The sequence below is a fragment of the Bacillus sp. A1 genome (genome assembly GCF_042296235.1).
Classification (GTDB): Bacteria; Bacillota; Bacilli; order Bacillales; family Bacillaceae; genus Bacillus; species Bacillus velezensis.
Genome location: NZ_CP141181.1, coordinates 1916656 through 1938807 on the forward strand (window position 1 = coordinate 1916656; position 22152 = coordinate 1938807).

Here is a 22152-nt window from a genome sequence, read left to right on the forward strand (position 1 = left end):
TTTTTTACACATAATCAAATACCGGCTCTTCTGCCTGATCTGAATATGTGACTGACAAATCGTGATTATCAAAGTACCATAAGTCGCTTTCTTCAATAAAAAAGGTAATGCCTTCAACTTCCGTGCTGGTGCCGATGTTCATCGGCCGGTCTTTTAAAATGCCGAGAGAAAAGCCTTTCTGAACGTTGCTGCATCCCCCGTAACGGACAAAGAAGCGGACATGGTCGCCTGTTTCCAGATCGAGCTCTTCTTTGTACCAATCCAGCGCGCCTTTCGTTACTTTCATGTTCATCCGGAACACTCCCTTTTTGTTTCTCATATAAAGAAATTATCTCTATTATAAACGCATATGGCATTTTGATGTCAAAATTGAAGTTTCATCAAAACCATTTGATCTTCGGTTCTGTTTTGTTTATAATCCGTTTGATGTTTGCCCTGTGTCTGTAGATAACAAACGCGGTCAAGAGCGTCACTACGATTAATAAATAAGGGTCTTTTACAAACAGACAGTAAATAATCGTATAAATCCCTGTTAACATTGAAGACAGAGAAACAAATTTCGTAAGGAATAAAAATACGAAAAATACTGCAACCATCGTAACGAATAACAGCGGAGCATAAAACAGCAGGACGCCCCCTGATGTGGCTACGGCTTTGCCTCCCTTAAACTTTGCGAACACGGGGAATACATGGCCGATCACTGCTGCCACCCCTGCGAGAAGAGGATGAATGGGGACGTGCAGCAAATATGGGAGCGCCGCGGCCAAGGTGCCTTTTAAAATATCGGCTGCGATGACAACAGATCCCGCTTTAACGCCAAGCGTGCGAAAAGCATTTGTGGCGCCCAAATTGCCGCTTCCGTGTTCTCTAATATCGATCCCTTTCGCAAGTTTGCCTACGATTAAACCTGACGGGATGCTGCCTATTACATAGGCCAAAATAATCAATAAAGCAATCAACATCTACATTTCTCCTTTTCAATGTCCCTTCACTCTATTTTAACACGAGTTGTTACCGTCTGATGACAAGTTTTTTGAGAATTAAGCTGACAAAGCGCTTTTTTTGATTCCGGCGAAGCGGTCATGTACAATATATCAAAAGGAGATGGTAAAGATGCAAAATCCTTCAAAATCAGAGATTAAAGAAATTCTGGACCGGAGCAAACGGATCGCAGTCGTCGGGCTGTCAGACCGTCCCGACCGGACTTCTTACATGGTTTCCAAAGCGATGCAGGATGAAGGGTATGAAATTATTCCCGTCAATCCAACGATTGATGAGGCGCTTGGCGTTAAAGCCGTCGCTTCATTAAAAGACGTGGAAGGACCGATTGATATCGTGAATGTGTTCAGACGCTCTGAGCAGCTTCCCGGCGTCGCTGAAGAATTTTTACAGACGGACGCTCCCGTTTTTTGGGCGCAGCAGGGTCTTGCAAATGAAGAAGCGTATCGCATGATTACAGACAAAGGACGGACGGCTGTTATGGATTTATGTATAAAAGTCGCCCGCGCTGTTATAAAATAGGAACAAAAAAGGCAAAAATCCTTGGCAAATCAGGGGTTTTTGCTTTTTTATTGAAAGAATACTCTTTGCGTATGATGATGAAACAGATACAATAAAGCATGAACAGCTTTTTTAGAAACCCCTTTATACGGGGGTTTACAGTCTGTTTGCGATGGCCGGCATAAAGCTATATAATAGAAAGCGAACTCATGTTCTTATCCGCCGAAAAGGGCACCAAAAAGATGAAAAGCCGTTCGAATGTATGTCTTGCGGCCTAAAAAACGAGCCATTCGCTTAAATATGTTGCGAAATCAAGCATATTGGTTATAATTGTGAGTCCGAGGAGAATTGGACCGAAGCTTGCGCATACTGAAAAACAAAGACATGAAAACATTTAAAAAAGAGAATGATTAAGAGCAGGTTTTTTGAAAGGGGTTTGTACGTTTGGCTAGAAAACAGCAATTTGATTACAACGAAGATGCCATACAGGTGCTTGAAGGCCTGGAAGCCGTCAGAAAACGACCGGGAATGTACATCGGTTCGACGGACGCACGAGGCCTGCACCATCTGGTATATGAGATCGTCGACAATTCCGTCGATGAAGTTCTTGCCGGCTACGGAGATCATATTATCGTAACGATACATAAGGACAACAGCATCTCCGTACAGGACAGAGGACGCGGAATGCCGACCGGGATGCATAAGCTCGGAAAGCCGACGCCGGAAGTTATTTTCACCGTGCTGCATGCCGGGGGGAAATTCGGACAGGGCGGCTATAAAACAAGCGGCGGTCTGCATGGTGTCGGCGCATCTGTCGTAAACGCGTTATCGGAGTGGCTGACAGTTACTATTGAGCGTGACGGATATGTTTATAAACAGCGGTTTGAAAACGGCGGCAAGCCCGTGACTTCACTTGAAAAAATCGGAACCACCAAAAAAACGGGAACGCTTACCCATTTTAAACCTGATCCGTCAATGTTCAGCGCAACGGTTTATAATTTTGACACGCTGTCAGAACGTCTGCGCGAATCGGCTTTCTTGTTAAAAGGTTTGAAAATAGAATTAATTGATGAACGGAACGGCGTAAAAGAAGTATTTTATTATGAGAACGGAATTGAAGCATTTGTCGCTTATTTAAACGAGGAAAAAGACGCTTTATGCGAAGTGGTTTCCTTTGAAGGCGAGCATCATGACATTGAAGTCGATTTCGCGTTTCAGTTTAATGACGGGTATTCAGAAAATATGCTGTCATTCGTTAATAACGTCAGAACAAAGGACGGCGGCACCCACGAATCAGGAGCCAAAACGGCAATGACAAGAGCGTTTAACGAGTATGCGCGAAAGGTCGCCCTTTTAAAAGAGAAAGACAAGAACCTTGAAGGCGCCGATATCAGGGAAGGTTTGTCCGCAATCATTTCCGTGCGTATCCCGGAGGAACTGCTGCAATTTGAAGGCCAGACGAAAGGGAAGCTTGGCACAAGTGAGGCGAGATCCGCCGCGGATGCCGTCATTTCCGAGAATCTTGCTTATTTCTTGGAAGAAAACCGCGATACGGCGACCCTGCTTGTCAAAAAAGCGATTAAAGCAAGCCAGGCCCGTGAAGCGGCCCGTAAAGCGAGAGAAGAAGCGAGAAGCGGCAAAAAGCGAAAAAAATCAGAAGCGACGCTGAGCGGAAAACTCACACCGGCCGGTTCCAGAAATCCGGCGAAGAATGAATTGTATCTGGTGGAGGGAGACTCTGCGGGAGGTTCTGCAAAACAGGGAAGAGACCGGAAATTCCAAGCCGTGCTGCCCCTTCGCGGAAAGGTCATCAACACAGAGAAAGCAAAGCTTGCAGACATCTTCAAAAATGAAGAAATCAATACGATTATTCATGCGATCGGAGGCGGTGTCGGCGCAGATTTTGATATAGACGACATCAACTATGACAAGATCATCATCATGACGGACGCGGATACCGACGGCGCGCACATTCAAGTCTTGCTGTTAACGTTTTTCTACCGCTATATGAAACCTTTAATCGAGCACGGAAAAGTCTTCATCGCCCTTCCGCCTCTTTACAAAGTGAGCAAAGGGAGCGGTAAGAAAGAGATTATTGAATATGCCTGGTCCGACGAAGAAATGGACGGCGTTTTAAAGAAAGTCGGCAAAGGGTATACCATCCAGCGCTATAAAGGTCTGGGAGAAATGAACGCAGACCAGCTCTGGGAAACGACGATGAATCCCGAATCGCGAACGCTCGTCAGAGTCAAGATCGACGATGCGGCACGGGTAGAGCGCCGCGTAACGACATTAATGGGAGACAAAGTAGAACCGAGAAGAAAATGGATTGAAAAGAATGTTGCCTTCGGATTAGATGAGGAAAGCAATATTTTAGAAAATGAAAACTTGTCGGTCGCTGAGGAGGTTTAATAGTGGCACAGCCAGAATTATTTCATGATTTACCGTTAGAAGAAGTAATCGGCGACCGTTTCGGACGCTACAGTAAATACATTATTCAAGACAGGGCGCTGCCCGACGCTCGTGACGGTTTAAAGCCGGTGCAGCGGAGAATTTTATACGCCATGCACGCAGACGGAAATACATTCGATAAAAATTTCCGTAAAGCGGCGAAAACGGTCGGAAACGTTATCGGTAATTATCATCCGCACGGTGACAGCTCCGTTTATGAAGCGATGGTGCGGATGAGCCAGGATTGGAAAGTGCGGAATGTGCTGATTGAGATGCACGGCAACAATGGAAGCATTGACGGTGATCCGCCGGCTGCCATGCGTTATACGGAAGCGAGATTATCTTCTATCGCGTCAGAGCTTTTGCGTGATATTGATAAAAATACGGTTGAATTCGTTCCGAACTTTGATGACACTAGTAAAGAACCGGTTGTTTTGCCCGCCATGTTCCCTAACTTGCTTGTCAACGGATCAACCGGGATTTCGGCGGGCTATGCGACTGATATTCCCCCTCATCATCTGGGTGAGGTCATTGATGCCGTCATTAAACGGATTGAATCTCCGGATTGCACCGTCGATGACTTGATGCAGGTGATTAAAGGGCCTGACTTTCCGACAGGAGGCATTATTCAAGGAGTCGACGGCATTCGGAAGGCTTATGAAACCGGGAAAGGCAAAATTATTATCCGCGGCAAGGCTGAAGTGGAATCCGTAAGAGGCGGACGGGAGCAGATCGTCATTACAGAAATTCCGTTTGAAGTAAACAAAGCCAATCTCGTAAAGAAAATGGACGAATACCGCATAGACAAAAAAGTCGAAGGCATTTCTGAAGTCCGGGATGAAACTGACCGCACGGGGCTTCGGGTGGTCGTTGAGTTAAAGAAAGAAGCCGATGCAAAAGGCATCTTGAATTTCTTATATAAAAACACTGATCTGCAGACAACATATAACTTTAATATGGTCGCCATACATAACCGCCGGCCGATGCTGATGAGTCTTACAGCCATCCTGGATGCGTATATTTCCCACCAGAAGGAAGTAGTGACAAACCGCTCCGTCTTTGAATTGCAAAAAGCAAAAGAGCGGCATCACATCGTTGAAGGACTGATGAAGGCACTGTCTGTGTTAGATGAGGTCATAGCGGTCATCCGGGCAAGCAGCGACAAGAAAGATGCGAAACAAAACTTAATGTCTAAATTCGCATTTACGGAGCCGCAGGCTGAAGCGATCGTATCCTTGCAGCTGTATCGTCTGACAAACACGGATATTACGGCGCTAAAAGAGGAAGCGGAAGAGCTCAGCAAGAAAATTCAGGAGCTCGAAGCCATTTTAAGTCATGATAAAAAGCTGTTAAAAGTCATTACAAGCAGCCTGAAAAAAATGAAAAAGACCTATGCTGACAGCAGACGGTCTGTCATTGAAGAAAAGATTGAGGAAATTAAAATCAATCTTGAAGTCATGGTAGCCTCTGAGGACGTATATGTGACAGTCACAAAAGACGGCTATGTAAAACGAACAAGCCAGCGGTCATTTGCCGCTTCTAACGGTCAGGATTTCGGTATGAAGGATACTGACAGGCTGATTCACCAATTTGAAATGAATACAACGGATGTTCTCCTGCTCTTTACCAATAAGGGAAGCTATGTTTATTGTCCGGTTCACCAGCTTCCTGATATCAGGTGGAAAGACATGGGGCAGCACGTAACGAACATCATCACGATTGACCGTGATGAAACCATCGTGAAAGCTATACCGGTAAAAGAGTTTGATCCATCTTCATATTTATTGTTTATGACGAAAAACGGCATGGTGAAAAGAACTGAAATGACGCATTACAAAGCGCAGCGTTACTCGAAAGCGCTTGTTGCCCTTAATCTGAAAGGGGACGACGAGCTGATTGATGTTCATGTCACAGACGGCGGCAGCCAGCTGTTTATCGCCACCCGCCTCGGGTACGGTTTATGGTTCGGTGAAGATGAAGTAAATGTAGTCGGTGCCCGTGCGGCCGGCGTAAAGGGTATAAATTTAAAAGACGGTGATACCGTCGTATCAGGACAAATCCTGCATGAGACAGATTCGCTTATCCTTGTCACACAGCGGGGAGCAATCAAGCGGATGAACCTATCTGAATTCGAAAAAACATCCAGAGCGAAGCGCGGCGTCATCATGCTGCGTGAGCTTAAAAAGAACCCGCATCGCACAGTCGGCGTATTCGCATGCGCTTTGGCCGACATGATCGCTGCGGAAACAGAAAAAGGCGAGAGAATCGAAATCGCCGTGAAGTCCTTGCGGGCGAATGACCGATACAGCAACGGTTCCTTCTTTACCGATGAAGCTGAGACAGGGCCGGTAACAGATGTATGGCGTATCCCCGCGTCTGATGTTTAAGTTTAAGAGTAAAAATAAAATAAAAAAAAACCTCCGCTCATTGAGCGGAGGTTTTACTATTTAGCTTTCGTGGCTGCCGAATAAGTCAGTGATAGCGTGAATGACTTCGATTCCCTGCCATACAAATAAATTCAATGCAGTGAATGAAAACAACCCTAAAATCACCATTCGTAAGATAAACAACATGTTTAACAACCTCCTCATTTTATGTTACATAGATAGGCGATGTTGAACATGAAGCTCATCGAAATACGAGGACTGATAAAATTTAGCGATTAAAAAGCTTTTCTTTCGCTGTCTTCTCCGGGAAGCGGGGCGTCTTCTGTCTGATATCACGATCAGTGAGACAGAAGCGGCAAAAAGCGCCGTCAAGATATATGAGCCCGTCAGCGATTTTTTCTCATCATCAGCATTTTGGCCGGCCTTCATTTCGTGCATTTCCTGCTGGTCGGCTACCGCTTTAAAATGATGAGCAGTATCAAACGCATGGGGAATGGAGAGCAAATGAAAGCTTGCAATCGCTAAAAATAAAATAGAAGCTTTTAAAAACAAGATTTTTTTCAAATGTTCTCCCCCCCTTCATAATTCTGAATATTTTTATTATAATACCCTAATTTAAATGTAAAGTAAACACATTTATTAAATTTAAAAAATTATTATCCTGGTTAAGTATATACCATTTCATCCATCTTTTCATCTCTTTTTTCTTAAAGACCTATTTGTTATGATATGCACGCATTCCTTATGACGTGACAACATTTTTCGGGCTGTAAGATAAAAAACGGGGCATGACAGCAAAAGACGTGATGAAGAAACCGAAACATTTTCTTAAAAAAACTTCTCAACCACGGTCGTTGTGATATAATAATACTCGTTGTGTTAAAAGATCTAACATATGCAGCAAAAATGACAGTAAAAGATACGTAAAAGGGAGGTTAAACATGGAGGCTTTCATCAGTGAAATCATAAATGTTCCAAATGATTTTATTTGGAAGTATCTTGTTTATATTTTAGTCGGGATCGGATTGTACTTTACGTTCCGTTTTCGCTTTATTCAATTCCAATACTTTATTGAAATGTTCAGAATCGTCGGGGAGAAGCCGCAAGGAAATAAAGGAGTGTCTTCAATGCAGGCATTCTTTATCTCAGCCGCTTCTCGTGTCGGAACCGGAAACTTGACCGGCGTCGCGCTGGCGATTGCAACAGGCGGTCCCGGCGCAGTATTTTGGATGTGGATCGTAGCGATTGTCGGTATGGCTTCCAGCTTTGTGGAAAGCACCTTGGCGCAGCTGTATAAAGTGCGTTCCGGTGACGAATTCCGCGGCGGTCCGGCATATTACATGGCAAAGGGACTGGGCGCCCGCTGGCTCGGTATTTTATTCGCCGTATTGATTACCGTTTCTTTCGGACTTATCTTTAACGCCGTGCAGTCAAATACGATTTCTGTCGCGTTTGACGAAGCATTCCATGTGAATAAAACAGTTATCGCAATCATTTTAGCTGTATTAACGGCTTTCATTATATTCGGCGGTCTGAAACGTGTTGTTTCCGTTTCGCAATTAATCGTTCCGGTCATGGCGGGTATGTACATTCTGATCGCACTGTATGTCGTGATTGTAAATATTACAGCGGTACCTGAGCTGTTTGTTACGATTGTGAAAAATGCGTTCGGTCTTGAACAGATCGTCGGCGGAAGCTTAGGAAGCATCATTATTATCGGTGCGCAGCGCGGCCTGTTTTCAAACGAAGCGGGTATGGGAAGCGCGCCGAATGCCGCAGCGGCTGCACATGTGTCGCATCCGGCTAAGCAGGGATTAATTCAGACCCTCGGTGTGTTTTTTGATACATTTATCGTTTGTACATCGACTGCCTTTATCATTTTATTGTACAGCTTTACGCCTAAAGGCGACGGCATCCAAGTGACGCAAGCCGCACTGCAGCACCACCTCGGCGGATGGGCGCCGACATTTATTGCGATTGCGATGTTTTTATTCGCATTCAGTTCTGTCGTCGGCAACTATTACTATGGTGAAACGAATATTGAATTTATTAAAACAAGCAAAACATGGCTTAATATTTACCGCGTATTCGTCGTAGTGATGGTGGTATACGGATGTTTGGCTGACTTCCAGATCGTCTGGGACATGGCAAACTTGTTTATGGGACTCTTGGCTCTCATTAACTTAGTGGCAATCTTATTGCTGAGTAATGTAGCCTACAAGATCTATAAGGATTATGCCGCTCAGCGCAAAAAAGGTCTTGATCCCGTATTCAAAGCCGAGAATACTCCGGAGCTCAGGCATATTGAAACATGGGCGGAAGAAGAAGGTACAAACCCCGAACGTAAGACTGCTAACTGAGGAAACATGCATACAATTTTCAAAAAACCCCTTACATTTTGTTGTGAGGGGTTTTTTTATGCGAAAAATCGGGTTATTTTTACTGAAAACAGTTTTTTTTGAATTTGTTGTATTTTTCTCTTGTGTGTGTAAGGGCTTTCATATAAAGTTTAACTAAACCGGTTTACCAAACCGATTTAGTCTTAAAGGAAAGGAGTATTGATGTGGCTTCTGATTATGGCATTTTTACGATCGGTGATGCGATGATCACCTTAAATCCCGCAAGCACAGGGCCTTTGCGTTTTGTTACCCATTTTGAACGAAAAGCAGGAGGAGCTGAACTGAATTTTGCGATTGCATGCGCCAGATTGAATCTGCACTCAAAGTGGGTCAGCAGACTGGGGAAGGATGAGTTCGGCAGAGTGATTTATCAGTTTGCCAAAGGAGAAGGAATTGATGTGACTGACGTCTCCTATGTTGAAGGCTTTCCTACATCTTTAAATGTCAAAGAGATCAGAAATGACGGTTCAGGTAAGACGTTTTATTACCGTTTCAATTCACCAATTCTGACTCTTGCACCGGAAGATATAACAGAGAATATGTTTGCCGGCATTCACATCGTTCATCTTACCGGTGTGTTCCTCGCGCTTGATAAGAAAAACCTTGAAATTGCTGAAAGGGTGCTTTCCATCGCCAAAGCAAGGGGGATTCCCGTATCTTTTGATCCGAATATCAGGCTGAAGCTGTGGACGATTGAGGAGGCGCGTGCGGCATTTCATCAAATCTTTCCGCATACTGATATTCTTCTGGCGGGCCGGGACGAAATGAAACAGCTGACAGGTCTAGGGGAAAATGAAGCATTAGCCCGGTTTGCAGAGACCTATTCAATCAGTCAGCTTGTCATAAAAGACGGTGAAGCAGGTTCTGCGCTGTATCATGATCATAAGTGGGTTCACAAAGAGGCTTTCCCGGTTGCGCCTGTTGACACGGTAGGAGCGGGTGACGGCTTTAATGCCGGTTACCTGTACGGTTATCTGCATGGTTTTGAACCGGAAAAACGTCTGGAGCTTGCCAATGCGGTCGGTGCGCTCGTCACCACAGTTTCCGGTGACAATGAAGGGCTTCCCTATCTAGAAGAGGTTCTGTCATTTGTAAACAAAGAGACTGTGATTGAACGTTAGCAAGCACAACTTAAAAAGCGGGTGAGAAAATGAAAGCGGTTCTAGTACGGAAAGCTTTTGATCTGGTGGTGACGGAATGTGAGAAACCGTCTGTTGTCCATGCGGATGATGTTCTTGTCAAGGTGAAGCGGGTCGGAATTTGCGGATCAGATTTGCATATTTATCATGGGACAAATCCGTTAGCGTCCCTGCCGAGAGTAATCGGTCATGAAGTCACAGGGGAAGTCGCAAAGACCGGTTCTCTTGTCCGGCGTTTCAAGCCGGGTGACCGGGTAGTGATTGAACCGATATCTTATTGCGGAACATGCTATGCCTGCCGGAAAGGACGTCCGAACGTCTGCAAAGCGCTTTCGGTGTTCGGCGTTCATGAAGATGGCGGGATGCGGGAATATATCGTGCTTCCGGAAAAGCAGCTGCATGCCGTTTCGCCCGATCTGCCCTGGGAGGAAGCGGTCATGGCAGAACCATATACGATTGGCGCCCAGGCCGTTTGGAGAGGCAGAGTCGAGAAGGAAGATACCGTTTTGATTCAGGGGGCGGGGCCGATCGGAATCTGCATATTAAAAATGGCAAAGCTCAAAGGCGCTTCCGTCATGATAACCGACTTGAATGATGAACGCTTGGCATTCGCTGAAAAAAACGGTGCGGACGTTACCGTCAACGCGCAAAAAGAAGATCCCGTTTTGCGGGTGAACGAATGGACCAAAAATGAAGGCGCCAATGCCGTCATTGATGCCGTCTGTCTCCCCTCAACGTTTGAAACGTCCATTGACGCGGTGTCTCCGGCCGGTCATGTGGTTGTGCTTGGTTTTGATGAGAGGACTGCCGGCATTTCTCAGCTTCCGATCACAAAAAAGGAAGTCACGATAACCGGTTCAAGATTGCAGACGAATCAGTTTCCGTACATTACAGACTTACTGAATAAAGGCCTGTTAACGCACGGCGGTCTTATTACACATACATTTTCAGCAGATGACGTCCATCAAGCATTTCAGTTGATCGAACAGCACCCGGGCAAGGTGGGAAAAGCAATCATTACGTTTGATTAAAGGAGGAGCGAGAATGCTGCCTAAGTACGCTATTTACGAAAAACTTCTGCATGCACAAGTGGTGGCTGTCATAAGGGGACAAAACAGCCAAGAGGCGCTTGAAGTTTCAAGAGCGGCCATTTCAGGAGGTATCAGCGCCATTGAGCTTACATACACAACTCCTGAAGTGGAAGATGTCTTTAAGGAACTCCGGCATCAAGATATTCTTCTTGGAGCCGGCTCTGTAATGGATACAGAAACGGCGAGACACGCCATTTTATCAGGCGCCTCATTTATCGTCAGCTCTCATTTTGTAAAAGAGATAGCATCTCTATGCAACCAGTACAGCGTACCGTATCTTCCGGGATGCATGAGCGTGTCTGATATGGCTTTGGCGCTCGAAGCCGGATGTGATGTGGTAAAGCTGTTCCCCGCTAATTCGTTTGACCCTTCATTTATCAAGTCGGTCAACGGTCCTCTGCCGAATGTCCGCATTATGCCGACCGGGGGTATCTCATTAAACAGCATGAATGACTGGCTCTCTGCCGGAGCGGTCGCGGTGGGTGTGGGAAGCGACTTGACAAAAGCATATCAAAAGGGCGGCTATGAAGCTGCCGTATCCCTCAGCAAAGAATACGTCTGCCGAAAAAACGAATATACGGGGGTGTAACATGAATATCACGTTTCGCTGGTATGGCCAAGGTAATGATACGGTGACTCTTGAACATGTCAGACAAATTCCCGGGGTCAAAGGCATCGTCTGGGCTCTTCACCAGAAGCCCGCGGGCGAAGTATGGGAAAAGGAGGACATTGAAGCGGAAGTCAGAGTCATTCAATCCTATGGGTTTCATGCAGAGGTCGTGGAAAGCGTGAATGTTCATGAAGCCATTAAACTCGGTCATGAAGAACGCGGACAATATATTGAGCACTATAAACAGACCATTCGCAATCTGTCCGAATTCGGTGTGAAAGTCATCTGTTACAATTTCATGCCGATATTTGACTGGACGCGTACCGATATGTTCCGCGCGCTGGAGGATGGGTCAACCGCTTTGTTTTTTGAAAAAGCGAAAGTGGAAAGTCTCCCTCCGGAGGAACTGATCCGCACGGTTGAAGAATCTTCTGAATTGACGCTTCCCGGGTGGGAGCCGGAGAAAATGGCCCGGATCAAGGAACTGTTTGAGGCCTATCAAACGGTTGATGAAAAACAGCTTTGGGCCAATCTTGAGTTCTTTTTACATGAAATTCTTCCTGTAGCGGAGGAACACGGCATTCAAATGGCCATTCATCCGGATGATCCGCCCTGGTCAATTTTTGGCCTGCCCCGTATTATCACCGGTGAGAAAAGTTATGAAAAGCTGCGAGAGATTTCACATTCACCCGCCAACTGTATTACGTTATGCACGGGTTCGATGGGAGCGGATCCCGCCAATGATATGGTGAAGATCGCCAAACACTATGCGGGAGCTGCGCCGTTTGCCCATATACGAAATGTGAAAATCTGCGATAACGGTGATTTTACGGAAACTTCGCATCTTACCAGTGATGGGTCCATTGATATTACCGGTGTGGTAAAAGAATTGCACGGCCAAGACTATAAAGGATATGTACGGCCTGATCACGGCCGTCATATCTGGGGCGAACAATGCCGGCCGGGTTATGGTTTATATGATCGCGCCTTAGGAATTATGTACTTGAACGGACTGTGGGATGCGTTCTCGTCTCATGAGAAAGGGGTGAAGAGATGAGACCGATTCATGAATGTTTATCAGGAAGAACCGCTGTCATAACAGGCGGGAGCGGTGTTCTCTGTTCAGCAATGGCAAAGGAGCTTTCACGGCAGGGGATGAAAATTGCGATCGTCAGCCGGAATGCTGATAAAGCAGAGCGTGCGGCGGGCGAGATTGCTGACGCTGGAGGAACCGCGGTTTCTGTACCGGCTGATGTTTCAGCCCGTGATTCGCTTGAAAAGGCAAAAGACGAGATTATCAGCCGGTTCGGTTCTGTCAATCTTTTAATTAACGGAGCCGGGGGAAATCACCCTGATGCGATCACTGCCAGTGAGACGTATGAAGAGGATGAGCAGGGCACATCATTTTTTGATATGGACGAAACGGGGTTTTCCAGCGTTTTTTCAACCAACTTTACCGGTGCATTTCTGGCATCGCAAGTGTTTGGAAAAGACCTTTTGAAGGCGGAATGTCCCGCGATTATTAATATTTCTTCTATGAGTGCGTATACACCGATGACAAAGGTGCCTGCCTACAGCGCGGCCAAGGCGGCGATTCAGAATTTTACGATGTGGATGGCTGTTCATTTCGCAAAAAAAGGGCTGCGGGTGAATGCCATCGCTCCGGGTTTCTTTTTGACAGCGCAAAACCGTGAGTTGTTATTACAGGAAGATGGAAGTCTGACAGACCGATCCAATAAGATTATGGCACATACACCGATGAAACGTTTCGGGAAACCGGAAGACCTTCTGGGAACGCTCCTGTGGCTTTCGGATGATTCATGCTCAGGCTTTGTCACAGGGGTCACCGTTCCCGTCGACGGAGGTTTTATGGCTTATTCCGGAGTGTGACAGAACCCATGTCCCTGTCAGATTGTAAACTATTTACTTCTGACTTATACTAGTGAAAAATGAAGACAGACGGGGATGAGTCTATGAAAACCATTACAATTTCTGATGTGGCGAAATATGCAAACGTATCTAAAAGCACCGTATCTCAATTTTTAAATCAGCGCTATGACTATATGAGCGAGAAAACGAAACAAAAAATAGAAGCGGCCATTCAAGAGCTGAACTATCAGCCGAATTTCGTCGCCCGCAGCTTAAAACAGAAATCAACATTTACAGTAGGTGTGGTGGTGGCTAATATTCTTCACACCTTTTCCACTCAGGTCATCAGGGCGGTGGAAGACTATTTTCATGAACAAGGATTTCATATTATTGTCTGCAATGCGGATGATGAACCGGAAAAAGAAAAGAAATATATTGAAATGCTGCGGGCCAAGCAGGTGGACGGAATTATTATTTTTCCGACGGGCGAAAATCTCTCTTTATATGAAAAGATGAAACGCGATACGTTTCCGGTCGTGTTTATGGACAGAACCATTGAAGAACTCGGGATTCCGACAGTGATGCTTGATAATCATCATGCAGCCGGTCTTGCCGTTGACCGGTTTATCGAAAGCGGCATAAAGAGAATCGCGATTATTACGACGTCCATTATTCGGGAAATCAGTCCGAGGGTAGAAAGGATTGAAGGGTATAAGAAGGCGCTTGACCGCCACGGAATGTTGGTGCGGAACGAATATATCAAAACAGCCGATGCGGCTGATATTTCCAATGTTTTGTCAGAGCTGTTCTCACTTCAGGAGCCTCCGAAAGCGATATTGGCGGCAAACGATATCGTTCTTGTTGAGGTGCTGAAGTATATGAAGGAGCATGATATGACAATTCCGGATAAGGCAGCCGTCATCGGAATTGATGAAGTTCCTTTTGCGGGTTTTTTTACTCCTCCGATTACGACGATCGTTCAGCCTGCGGCAGAAATGGCGCGAAAAGCGGGAAGCCTTCTTCTTCGCCAGATACAAGAAAAAGATGGCGGTGAAAAACGGATTCACCGCTATAAACCGGCGCTGCTCGTAAGGCAATCCGGATAACCGGTTTCATTGCATAAACCGGTTTACTCCGGCAATTTTAATATCTGAATATTATGAAATAAGAGGGAGGGATTTTATGTTCTCAAAGGATAGATTCCCTATTATTCTTCTTTTATTTTCAGCCGGGGTGATTAACTATTTAGACCGCTCAGCGCTGTCTATTGCAGCGCCGTTCATACAGCAGGATCTCACATTGTCAGCAACCCAAATGGGGCTAATTTTCAGCAGTTTCTCTGTCGGATACGCTGTGTTTAACTTTCTCGGCGGTGTTGCATCTGACCGGTACGGGGCTAAATTGACATTGTGTACGGCGATGATCGTTTGGTCTCTTTTCAGCGGAGCGGTTGCGCTTGCTTTCGGATTTGTAAGTCTTTTGATTATCCGTGTTTTATTCGGTATGGGGGAGGGGCCGCTGTCGGCTGCCATAAGCAAAATGGTCAACAATTGGTTTCCTCCGTCTCAGCGCGCCACGGTCATCGGCCTGACAAACAGCGGAACGCCGCTCGGCGGAGCGATCTCCGGCCCGATTGTCGGGATGATTGCTGTGGCGTTCAGCTGGAAGGTTTCCTTTGTCCTGATCATGATCATCGGTTTAGTCTGGGCGCTCATCTGGTTTAAATTTGTCAAAGAACGGCCGGCGCCGACGGAAGACGTCCCGGCAATGAAAGCAGCGATTCAATCGCATGAGCAGCATATCCCGATGACCTTTTATTTGAAACAAAAAACGGTTCTCTTCACGGCTTTTGCCTTTTTCGCCTACAACTACATTTTATTTTTCTTCTTAACATGGTTTCCGAGCTATCTGGTGAAAGAACGCGGTTTAAGTGTTGAATTTATGAGCGTGGTGACTGTTATCCCCTGGATTCTTGGATTTATCGGTTTGGCGGCAGGCGGAATGATTTCTGATTATGTATACAAAAAAACCGCCGGAAAAGGGGTTTTGTTCTCACGGAAAGTCATTCTTGTCACTTGCCTGTTCGCTTCCGCTGTACTGATCGGATTTGCCGGACTTGTTACCACTGCCGTAAGTGCCGTTATTCTCGTTGCTTTATCAGTCTTCTTTTTATATATAACGGGCTCTATCTATTGGGCGGTCATTCATGATGTGATTGATCAAAGGAATGTCGGGTCAGTCGGCGGCTTTATGCATTTTCTTGCAAACACGGCCGGTATTATCGGGCCTGCTTTAACCGGCTTTATCGCGGATAAAAGCGGATCATTCTCGGGGGCGTTTTTGCTTGCAGGCGGATTAGCTGTTTTGGCCTCGGCTGCGGTAATCCGTTTCGTGCGTCCGATAATCATTCAAACAGTTTCTGAAGATAAAAAAGACACGATACCTTATTCATAAGTCATCAAAGCCACTGAGGCTGTCCTGCCGATAACGGGATGGCCTTTTCGTTCTCCTGCTTGATCTGTTCCTATGATAATATAGGAATTGTTTACAAAAGAAGGGAAGAGGAGGGGGCATGAAACAGAAGCCGATATATGTCGAAATCAATATTGCATCTGATATAGAAACGCTTTGGGAATATACGCAAAACCCGCATCTTCATAAGGAATGGGATCTGCGTTTTTCTGACATTACATATCTTCATAGGCTGCCATATGAACCGCAGAGATTTCTATATGAAACACGAATCGGTTTTGGGCTGAAGGTATCCGGCACAGGCGAATCAATAGGTGACATAAGGCCTCGCTCGTCAGAAAGAGTGTCTTCGCTCGCTTTTGTCTCTGATCATCCGCTGTCACTTATAAAAGAAGGCAGGGGCTACTGGAAGTATATAGAGCGGGATAACGGACAAGCCTCATTTTTGACTCAATATCAATATGAAACGGCCCGCGGTCTGCCGGGAAGTTGGATAGACCGTTTTTTATTTCGTCCTCTGCTAAGCTGGGCTACCGCATGGAGCTTTGATGCGTTGCGGCTTTGGATAGAACAAAACAGACATCCGAAGATATCAGTCCGTTTCGGATTTGTCTATGTCTGTATGTGTCTCATATTCAGTCTGTATTGGTTTTTTCAAGGCTTTCATGATGGCTGTGCCGATGCAGAGATCGTGAGGGGAGCCCTGGAGACAGGGTTAGGGGTATTATGGCTGCTTCCCATGCGGAGAAAGTGGCTGATTCACGCCGGGCAGTCAGCCTTCTTTTGTGTAACGGCACTGTTATATTCCGGTGACGGATTCTTGATCTCATTAGGAGTCCTTACGATAGCCGGCATGATTCTTAAGCTCAAGCTGCCGAGCGCCTGGCATACAAAACGAAAGAGAGAAGTGAAATGACGGATTCAATGTATGAAAAAGCGATTACTCATTATCAATCACTGCACCCGATGCTGCAGAAACGGTACAGATTTGACGGATCACGCACGTTTTGCGGAGAAGGCGTTATGACAGAAATAAAGGGAGGTTCTTTTCTTGTCAGAATGCTTTTAAAGACAGGTGTTTTTTTCAGATGTTTTTTCTCAGAGAGGGGAAACGATATCCCTTTCACTATCGAAAACAAAAACAGGCAAAATGGCGTGGAATGGAATCGTACCTTTTTCTTTAAAGGCAAAACGCGTTTTTTTGATGCGGTCATGGAATATGATGAGCGGGAAAACAGAATTCTTGATTACTTCGGCAAACCTCACATCCTACTGTCTGAACTGCATTTAGAAGCGTCTTCAGACGGAGGGCTTGTTATTACATCCGGAAGGCAGTGGCTCCTGATAGGCGGAAAGAAAATCCCGATTCCGGCATGGATGTGCGGCAGTTCAACCGTTTATGAGGCTTATGATGAGGAAATGAATTGCTTCAGCATAAAGGTTCATGTGAACAATCGGATACTCGGCACGCTTTTCTCTTACCGGGGGACTTTCCGGGAAACAGAGGGAGAAACATGCTGAAGCGTCATCTTATGATAAGCGTGATTTGCTTTTTGGGATTTGCGGCGGCTGAAGCTCCGCATATATCAGCTGCTGAGACGTTTGTTTTATTTTCCGTACTTTTTTTCGTTCCTGCTGTATTCGATTTTGCTTTTCGGCCGTCAAAGACCTTAGAGAATGTGTTGTTACGGAGTTATCCTGTTGCCGCTATATGTGCGGTGCTTGCGCTTGTCACAGACTTCAGTTTTTTTGCCTTTGTGTGGCTCATTTATACGCTTGGGCTGGCACTGTATGCTGTCCGGCGGCTGATGAAAACAAATATTCACAGAACAGAAGAGATATCTGTTATGGCGGGTTTCATTTATTTGGCCGGGGGCGGATTCTGGTTCTTCGCATATGTCCTTGAGATTCCCGTCATGAATTTCGGCCCGCTTATCGTTCTGCTGACGGCGGTGCACTTTCACTATTCCGCTTTCCTCATTCCGATCTTTAACGGATTGCTCGGCAGGATCATACGGGAGAAACGCGAACTTTACCAGTGGAGTACGGTCATTATTTTGATTTCGCCGATCCTTATTGCCTTGGGGATTACATTTTCAAAGACACTTGATGTGATTGCTGTCGCTCTGTATCTGGCGGGTCTGTATGTAAATGCATATCTCGTCTTTAAGGCGCCGTTTGTTACGAAAACAGGCAGGGTCTTGATCAGGAGTTCATCGGCTGTGTTAATGATCACAATTGCTTTTTCTTTGATATATTCGTACGGTGTCTACCGCGAGGAGGCAACGCTCACGATCAGCCAGATGATTTGGATTCACGGGGCCGTCAATGCATTCGGCGTTATCCTGCCGGCTTTGGCGGGGTGGAAGTTGGAAAATCCGAGACCGTTTGATGAGGACAGTGAAAGAACATTCAGCCGTATTTACGGGAAGAGAACGATAGGCAAAGAATTTTTGACAGATATTCATGCAGCAAATGACATCCATTATAACGGCCTTCTGGATCAGCTGAGAGAACTGCATTCTGAAGACTTTTCAACTGAAAAACTGGCGCCGGCCGTTATTTCCTTTTATGAAGAGACAATTGATTATGACATCATGGCAAAAGTGACGTGGAGCAGATGGTTTCGTCCGTTCGCGCGCGTGTACGAGCCGTTCAGCAGAAGAGCGGGGCAGATTCACCTATCCATGAATCCGGATTGGTATATTATGCACAGTGATATTATAGGAGTTGACTCTGACAAAGACGGCAGAAAAAATGTCCGTGCGTGGATCAGAACAAATGAAAAGCAGGAAACCGTTTTTACTGCGCTGTATTCAGCGTACAGGTCAAAAGGGGAAGGATACATGAATATCTCTCTTCCGCTGCCGTACGGCCAAATGACGGGCATTTTAAAACCTTATGCGCGTAAGCAGAATCTTGTTTTGACAAGCAGACGGCGAAAAAGCGGAGCGGGTGATGAAGGGATTTATCTGCAGACGAAATGGGGGGCGTGTCATCTTCCGCTGGCAGAGACATTTCTTATTTCAGCCCAGAGCGAAACAAGCCTGAAGGCCGTTCATCATATGTGGCTGTTCGGACTGAAATTTTTAACTGTGCATTATCGGATCACTCATGCTTCCGCAGGTAACCGAAGCAAATAACAAGCTGCAGAGCCGTCTGTTCATCAGGCGGCTTTTTCTCATCTACATGGGGTATATTCACCATTTTATTTGCGAGCTATTTTGCGGCGGATGACACGAAAGGAGTCATCCGCTGGATCTCATTTATTCTCGTGTTAGCTCAGCTGTCAGGAATGGGTATGAGCGGTTATGTTGTCAGTGAATGAGGATGGGACGCGGCATTTTTGGATCGGGAGCGGCCTCGGTCTTTGCCTGTCTTTCATGATTCGCGAAATGAAAACGACCGCAATGTTTGGCTTCACAACGGCGAGAAAGAAATCAGCTTGTTGTCTTTTCGTTTATGACTATGCACGCACTGGCTTTGCTAGTGATAAGAACTTTAGTTCGCAGGTGCGGAAACAGGTAACATTAAAGCTGTTTTATTTACTCACAGCCGTTTTTATTTTTATCATTCCTTTTACCGTCAGCCCGCTGGCGCTTTATCTGGTTCAGGTTTTAATAGGTTTTTCACTCGGCATTATTTTTCCTTTGCTGCTTGGAATGTCGATTGAGTCTGTTTCGGCAGACATGAGAGCAACATCGACGGGGCATACCAGGCGCTTTATGAACTCGGTATTTTCGGAGGACCTTTGGCCGAGGGATTTTTTAATGATTGGCTGGGGCTCAGAGCCGGATTTTATTTTGCAGGGGTGCTCGGGCTGGCGGCTGTCATACTTGCTTATATGTGGGGAGCCGATGCGAAAAAATCGTCGGAGTATTACCAGACATGATTTTATTTTTGTGTACGCTTTCAAAAAAGAAGAGATCTTATTCGGATAAAATTCATTCCAATATATGTATTTTTAGTGAAAGTAAGTATCCGATCTGCAAAATATGACAAATTCCCTTTGTACAAGATGGTAAAATCAGATTACCTGCTAAGTGAGAAAGCAGCAGGCAATAAATCATAAGGGGGCAATATTAATGTTAAAAAGTAAAATTAAAAAAATAGCCGGTGTGGCTGTAATTGCTGGAGCATTATTAGTTTCTGTGTCGCCAGCAAAAGCAGAAACTCTTCCGGGATTGATCTGGGTCATGGACAAATATACTGACGCTTTTAAATTCGACATGTTTATTAAAAACGGAAATGAAAAATGGGTTTATGTTTACACAAGATTATCCGATGGCAAAGTTGATGTGGAAGAAGTAAAGTGTGAAACAATTTATAAAGATCGATGCTATGTAAAGCAGTAAGAAATAAATACAAATCGTAATACATCCTATTTTTTTAATTCTGTCTCACCAACTAAGTATACTTAAGATAACGAGACAGAATTTTCATTAAAGATTTAACTTCCTAGAATATATATTATGTAAACTAGATAAAATGAAATTCATATCCAATAATCTATCTTCATCATTTTAATACCAAAACCTCTACCTCCTCAATAAATTAAATTGGTCATAGAGGTTTTTGAATTAATGAGCTACCATGAGGACGAAACTGAAAATCTATTCTTTCTCTTTAAATTATATTCACCCATAATAGATTAACATGGATAAAAATAAACCGAACCTGCAGAAATCTTTGAATTAATCATAAAATCTTTGTTCTCTAAAGCTTTTTTAATTTGGTCTTTTTTATAAGGAATATGAATAGTTGGTACCTTTAGCATAGAGTCTTTAAAAACAGGGACTCGACTCCATAAATTCACCACTTCTGATCTGAAAACCTTTGTAGTGCAGTCGATGATGTCACTCTTTTCGGAAAGTTCAGGGTATACAACGATAACTGGTAGCCCCTTCACATTAATACCGTAATCAATTTCTTCTCGCAAAGCTTTGCTGTTTTCAGTATGCTTACTTAAAAAAAAGATTATATTTTTTGATTGATCTAATCTTTTTCTTAATCTTGGCTTTAATGTTTTCTCCCAATCACTACCGTCCCGTACATTGTATGTTTTATCGTGGGAGTCATTAAATGGGTAGTTATTATCTTTTCCTTTCCATGCTCTTAACATGTTATACGACACAAAATCCTTGGTTGCATTAGCCCCTAAACTACTTTCACTAAACGGTTCACTGACATAGAAAGCAGCATAATTTCCATTCCTATAACCCATTCTTCTCAAACTCCTTTAACTTATAAAAATTGATCTTCTTGTGATCATTTTTGTACAAAAGAATTGTAACTTTGGCTGGTTCTCTAAACTTTACTTTACTGATCTGAAATGTCCACAACATTATATGTAATAGTTCATTGACTCCAACATCAGAATCCACATGTCTTGTTATTCCAGAACCTAATAAGGGGATAAACACTTCTTTGCTTGCATGTAATGTATTGATTTCATTCCATACATTAAGCATGCAGCTTGCATATTCATTTAGTTTTAATTGGGCACGATTTTCCCTATCAAACTTCGAAAAAGCAACTAGAAAAAAATCCATATCTTTAAAGACTGATCCCAAGCTGTAACGTGTTGTTTTTCCTCCAAAAGGTCTTTCAACATTTTTTTCTTCAATTTTAAGTTTTACGTCATCTTTAATTTTCTGATCCAACTCAGTGATATCTTGATGTGAATAATAACGCTTTATATATTGACCATTTAATGTTTCGCGGGCGATTATTACGTCATCTACTTGAGTGTCAAAATACTCATTAAATGCAATGACTTTATAATTATTTCTTGGCACTTCAAAAATATCACCTTTTTTAATTTCAACTTCGGAACCATTGAGATTAAGAGTGATATTATTCATAAAAAGTAGTCTAATGAATTGAACAATTATTATGACTAGCGACAACCCTACTAATATAAGTAAAATAATTAATCTACAACGAGCATCCAAGTCTAGAAATGAAATGAATGTACTCACACTAGTTGGAATAGTCAGAATTATACTCAGAGCCCACCTTCTAAATGTCTTATCTCTTATTAATTCTTTAAACTTCCACATAAAACCTCCAATGTTAGTATTGCGATCACTACCTATTATATTCATATTTTCAATTTATTACAATGAAAATATGAATATAGAACCATGACATAAATCTTGTGTAATGATTATGTCTTATCTAATAATGAAGAGCGCCTTTGACTAGGCCCTCTTCATTATTAGATTTAAATTG

Annotated in this window: 22 protein-coding genes; 16 read left to right on the plus strand and 6 right to left on the minus strand. The window is 44.3% G+C overall.

The genetic code is table 11. The features are described 5' to 3' along the window. Positions 1–4: 4 nt before the first annotated feature. Together U2H13_RS09485 and plsY are read right to left on the minus strand one after the other, a co-directional pair. Entirely contained in the window at positions 5–292 is a 288-nt protein-coding gene (locus U2H13_RS09485) for a HesB/YadR/YfhF family protein (protein WP_007410318.1), read from the minus strand. Positions 293–380: 88 nt separating this feature from the next. Beyond that, positions 381–962 (minus strand): glycerol-3-phosphate 1-O-acyltransferase PlsY, encoded by a 582-nt coding sequence (gene plsY / locus U2H13_RS09490; protein WP_014418024.1) that lies wholly within the window; start codon positions 960–962, stop codon positions 381–383. A 151-nt stretch (positions 963–1113) separates the two neighbouring features. Between plsY and U2H13_RS09495 the strand changes: the two genes are divergently transcribed. The 3 genes from U2H13_RS09495 (at position 1114) to parC (ending at position 6338) form a co-directional block, all read left to right on the plus strand. After that, on the plus strand, positions 1114–1521 hold the full coding sequence (locus U2H13_RS09495; RefSeq protein ID WP_007410316.1) for a CoA-binding protein: 408 nt from the start codon (positions 1114–1116) through the stop codon (positions 1519–1521). Between the two features lie 423 nt (positions 1522–1944). Then, the gene (parE, locus tag U2H13_RS09500) at positions 1945–3912 is read left to right on the plus strand and encodes a DNA topoisomerase IV subunit B (protein WP_014305073.1); all 1968 of its coding nucleotides are present in this window, start codon (positions 1945–1947) and stop codon (positions 3910–3912) included. Between the two features lie 2 nt (positions 3913–3914). After that, positions 3915–6338, plus strand: a complete 2424-nt coding sequence (gene parC, locus U2H13_RS09505) for a DNA topoisomerase IV subunit A (protein ID WP_376700786.1) — start codon at positions 3915–3917, stop codon at positions 6336–6338. Between the two features lie 60 nt (positions 6339–6398). Here parC and U2H13_RS09510 read toward each other — a convergent pair whose 3' ends face one another. Together U2H13_RS09510 and U2H13_RS09515 are read right to left on the minus strand one after the other, a co-directional pair. Continuing rightward, the gene (locus tag U2H13_RS09510; protein WP_003153957.1) at positions 6399–6524 is read right to left on the minus strand and encodes a hypothetical protein; all 126 of its coding nucleotides are present in this window, start codon (positions 6522–6524) and stop codon (positions 6399–6401) included. Positions 6525–6548: 24 nt separating this feature from the next. After that, positions 6549–6902 carry a hypothetical protein gene (locus tag U2H13_RS09515; RefSeq protein WP_003153956.1) on the minus strand — a complete coding sequence of 118 codons (354 nt, stop codon included), beginning with the start codon at positions 6900–6902 and terminating at the stop codon, positions 6549–6551. A gap of 377 nt (positions 6903–7279) precedes the next feature. Here U2H13_RS09515 and U2H13_RS09520 point away from each other — a divergent pair, with 377 nt between their 5' ends. The 13 genes from U2H13_RS09520 (at position 7280) to U2H13_RS09580 (ending at position 20273) form a co-directional block, all read left to right on the plus strand. Next, positions 7280–8698: a sodium:alanine symporter family protein gene (locus U2H13_RS09520; protein ID WP_021493412.1), complete on the plus strand. Its 1419-nt coding sequence runs from the start codon at positions 7280–7282 to the stop codon at positions 8696–8698. Positions 8699–8901: 203 nt separating this feature from the next. Beyond that, on the plus strand, positions 8902–9858 hold the full coding sequence (locus tag U2H13_RS09525; RefSeq protein ID WP_014418026.1) for a sugar kinase: 957 nt from the start codon (positions 8902–8904) through the stop codon (positions 9856–9858). 29 nt (positions 9859–9887) lie between these two features. Continuing rightward, on the plus strand, positions 9888–10907 hold the full coding sequence (locus U2H13_RS09530) for a zinc-binding alcohol dehydrogenase family protein (protein ID WP_014418027.1): 1020 nt from the start codon (positions 9888–9890) through the stop codon (positions 10905–10907). A gap of 13 nt (positions 10908–10920) precedes the next feature. Further along, positions 10921–11556 (plus strand): bifunctional 2-keto-4-hydroxyglutarate aldolase/2-keto-3-deoxy-6-phosphogluconate aldolase, encoded by a 636-nt coding sequence (locus U2H13_RS09535; RefSeq protein ID WP_014418028.1) that lies wholly within the window; start codon positions 10921–10923, stop codon positions 11554–11556. A 1-nt stretch (position 11557) separates the two neighbouring features. Then, positions 11558–12634 (plus strand): mannonate dehydratase, encoded by a 1077-nt coding sequence (gene uxuA / locus U2H13_RS09540; protein ID WP_376700787.1) that lies wholly within the window; start codon positions 11558–11560, stop codon positions 12632–12634. Then, positions 12631–13467, plus strand: coding sequence for an SDR family oxidoreductase (locus U2H13_RS09545; protein ID WP_103526849.1), 837 nt, complete (start codon positions 12631–12633; stop codon positions 13465–13467). Before uxuA ends, U2H13_RS09545 begins: the two co-directional genes overlap by 4 nt. A gap of 83 nt (positions 13468–13550) precedes the next feature. Beyond that, positions 13551–14552 (plus strand): substrate-binding domain-containing protein, encoded by a 1002-nt coding sequence (locus U2H13_RS09550; protein WP_014418031.1) that lies wholly within the window; start codon positions 13551–13553, stop codon positions 14550–14552. A gap of 76 nt (positions 14553–14628) precedes the next feature. Beyond that, a complete protein-coding gene (locus U2H13_RS09555; protein ID WP_376700788.1) occupies positions 14629–15900 on the plus strand; it encodes an MFS transporter in 1272 nt (423 codons plus the stop codon). A 118-nt stretch (positions 15901–16018) separates the two neighbouring features. After that, positions 16019–16834, plus strand: a complete 816-nt coding sequence (locus U2H13_RS09560) for a hypothetical protein (protein ID WP_121984447.1) — start codon at positions 16019–16021, stop codon at positions 16832–16834. After that, on the plus strand, positions 16831–17439 hold the full coding sequence (locus U2H13_RS09565; RefSeq protein ID WP_014418034.1) for a DUF4166 domain-containing protein: 609 nt from the start codon (positions 16831–16833) through the stop codon (positions 17437–17439). Before U2H13_RS09560 ends, U2H13_RS09565 begins: the two co-directional genes overlap by 4 nt. Continuing rightward, a complete protein-coding gene (locus U2H13_RS09570) occupies positions 17433–19061 on the plus strand; it encodes a YndJ family protein (protein WP_014418035.1) in 1629 nt (542 codons plus the stop codon). The genes U2H13_RS09565 and U2H13_RS09570 overlap by 7 nt, the downstream gene beginning before the upstream one ends. 252 nt (positions 19062–19313) lie before the next feature. Further along, positions 19314–19859: a hypothetical protein gene (locus tag U2H13_RS09575; RefSeq protein WP_233662551.1), complete on the plus strand. Its 546-nt coding sequence runs from the start codon at positions 19314–19316 to the stop codon at positions 19857–19859. Between the two features lie 144 nt (positions 19860–20003). After that, a complete protein-coding gene (locus U2H13_RS09580) occupies positions 20004–20273 on the plus strand; it encodes a hypothetical protein (RefSeq protein ID WP_154817697.1) in 270 nt (89 codons plus the stop codon). 296 nt (positions 20274–20569) lie between these two features. Here the strand turns inward: U2H13_RS09580 and thsB are convergent, their stop codons facing one another. Both thsB and thsA read right to left on the minus strand, forming a co-directional pair. After that, the gene (gene thsB / locus U2H13_RS09585) at positions 20570–21142 is read right to left on the minus strand and encodes a Thoeris anti-phage system ThsA activator ThsB (RefSeq protein WP_014418038.1); all 573 of its coding nucleotides are present in this window, start codon (positions 21140–21142) and stop codon (positions 20570–20572) included. Continuing rightward, entirely contained in the window at positions 21132–22025 is an 894-nt protein-coding gene (thsA, locus tag U2H13_RS09590; protein ID WP_014418039.1) for a Thoeris anti-phage system NAD(+) hydrolase ThsA, read from the minus strand. Before thsA ends, thsB begins: the two co-directional genes overlap by 11 nt. Between the last annotated feature and the right edge of the window lie 127 nt (positions 22026–22152).

Coding starts and splice junctions, on each gene's coding strand:
- U2H13_RS09485 (WP_007410318.1), bottom strand. CDS start 292: ATGAACATGAAAGTAACGAAAGGCGCGCTGGATTGGTACAAAGAAGAG.
- plsY (WP_014418024.1), bottom strand. CDS start 962: ATGTTGATTGCTTTATTGATTATTTTGGCCTATGTAATAGGCAGCATC.
- U2H13_RS09495 (WP_007410316.1), top strand. CDS start 1,114: ATGCAAAATCCTTCAAAATCAGAGATTAAAGAAATTCTGGACCGGAGC.
- U2H13_RS09510 (WP_003153957.1), bottom strand. CDS start 6,524: ATGTTGTTTATCTTACGAATGGTGATTTTAGGGTTGTTTTCATTCACT.
- U2H13_RS09520 (WP_021493412.1), top strand. CDS start 7,280: ATGGAGGCTTTCATCAGTGAAATCATAAATGTTCCAAATGATTTTATT.
- U2H13_RS09530 (WP_014418027.1), top strand. CDS start 9,888: ATGAAAGCGGTTCTAGTACGGAAAGCTTTTGATCTGGTGGTGACGGAA.
- U2H13_RS09535 (WP_014418028.1), top strand. CDS start 10,921: ATGCTGCCTAAGTACGCTATTTACGAAAAACTTCTGCATGCACAAGTG.
- uxuA (WP_376700787.1), top strand. CDS start 11,558: ATGAATATCACGTTTCGCTGGTATGGCCAAGGTAATGATACGGTGACT.
- U2H13_RS09545 (WP_103526849.1), top strand. CDS start 12,631: ATGAGACCGATTCATGAATGTTTATCAGGAAGAACCGCTGTCATAACA.
- U2H13_RS09550 (WP_014418031.1), top strand. CDS start 13,551: ATGAAAACCATTACAATTTCTGATGTGGCGAAATATGCAAACGTATCT.
- U2H13_RS09555 (WP_376700788.1), top strand. CDS start 14,629: ATGTTCTCAAAGGATAGATTCCCTATTATTCTTCTTTTATTTTCAGCC.
- U2H13_RS09560 (WP_121984447.1), top strand. CDS start 16,019: ATGAAACAGAAGCCGATATATGTCGAAATCAATATTGCATCTGATATA.
- U2H13_RS09565 (WP_014418034.1), top strand. CDS start 16,831: ATGACGGATTCAATGTATGAAAAAGCGATTACTCATTATCAATCACTG.
- U2H13_RS09570 (WP_014418035.1), top strand. CDS start 17,433: ATGCTGAAGCGTCATCTTATGATAAGCGTGATTTGCTTTTTGGGATTT.
- U2H13_RS09575 (WP_233662551.1), top strand. CDS start 19,314: ATGAAAACGACCGCAATGTTTGGCTTCACAACGGCGAGAAAGAAATCA.
- U2H13_RS09580 (WP_154817697.1), top strand. CDS start 20,004: ATGTTAAAAAGTAAAATTAAAAAAATAGCCGGTGTGGCTGTAATTGCT.
- thsB (WP_014418038.1), bottom strand. CDS start 21,142: ATGGGTTATAGGAATGGAAATTATGCTGCTTTCTATGTCAGTGAACCG.
- thsA (WP_014418039.1), bottom strand. CDS start 22,025: ATGAATATAATAGGTAGTGATCGCAATACTAACATTGGAGGTTTTATG.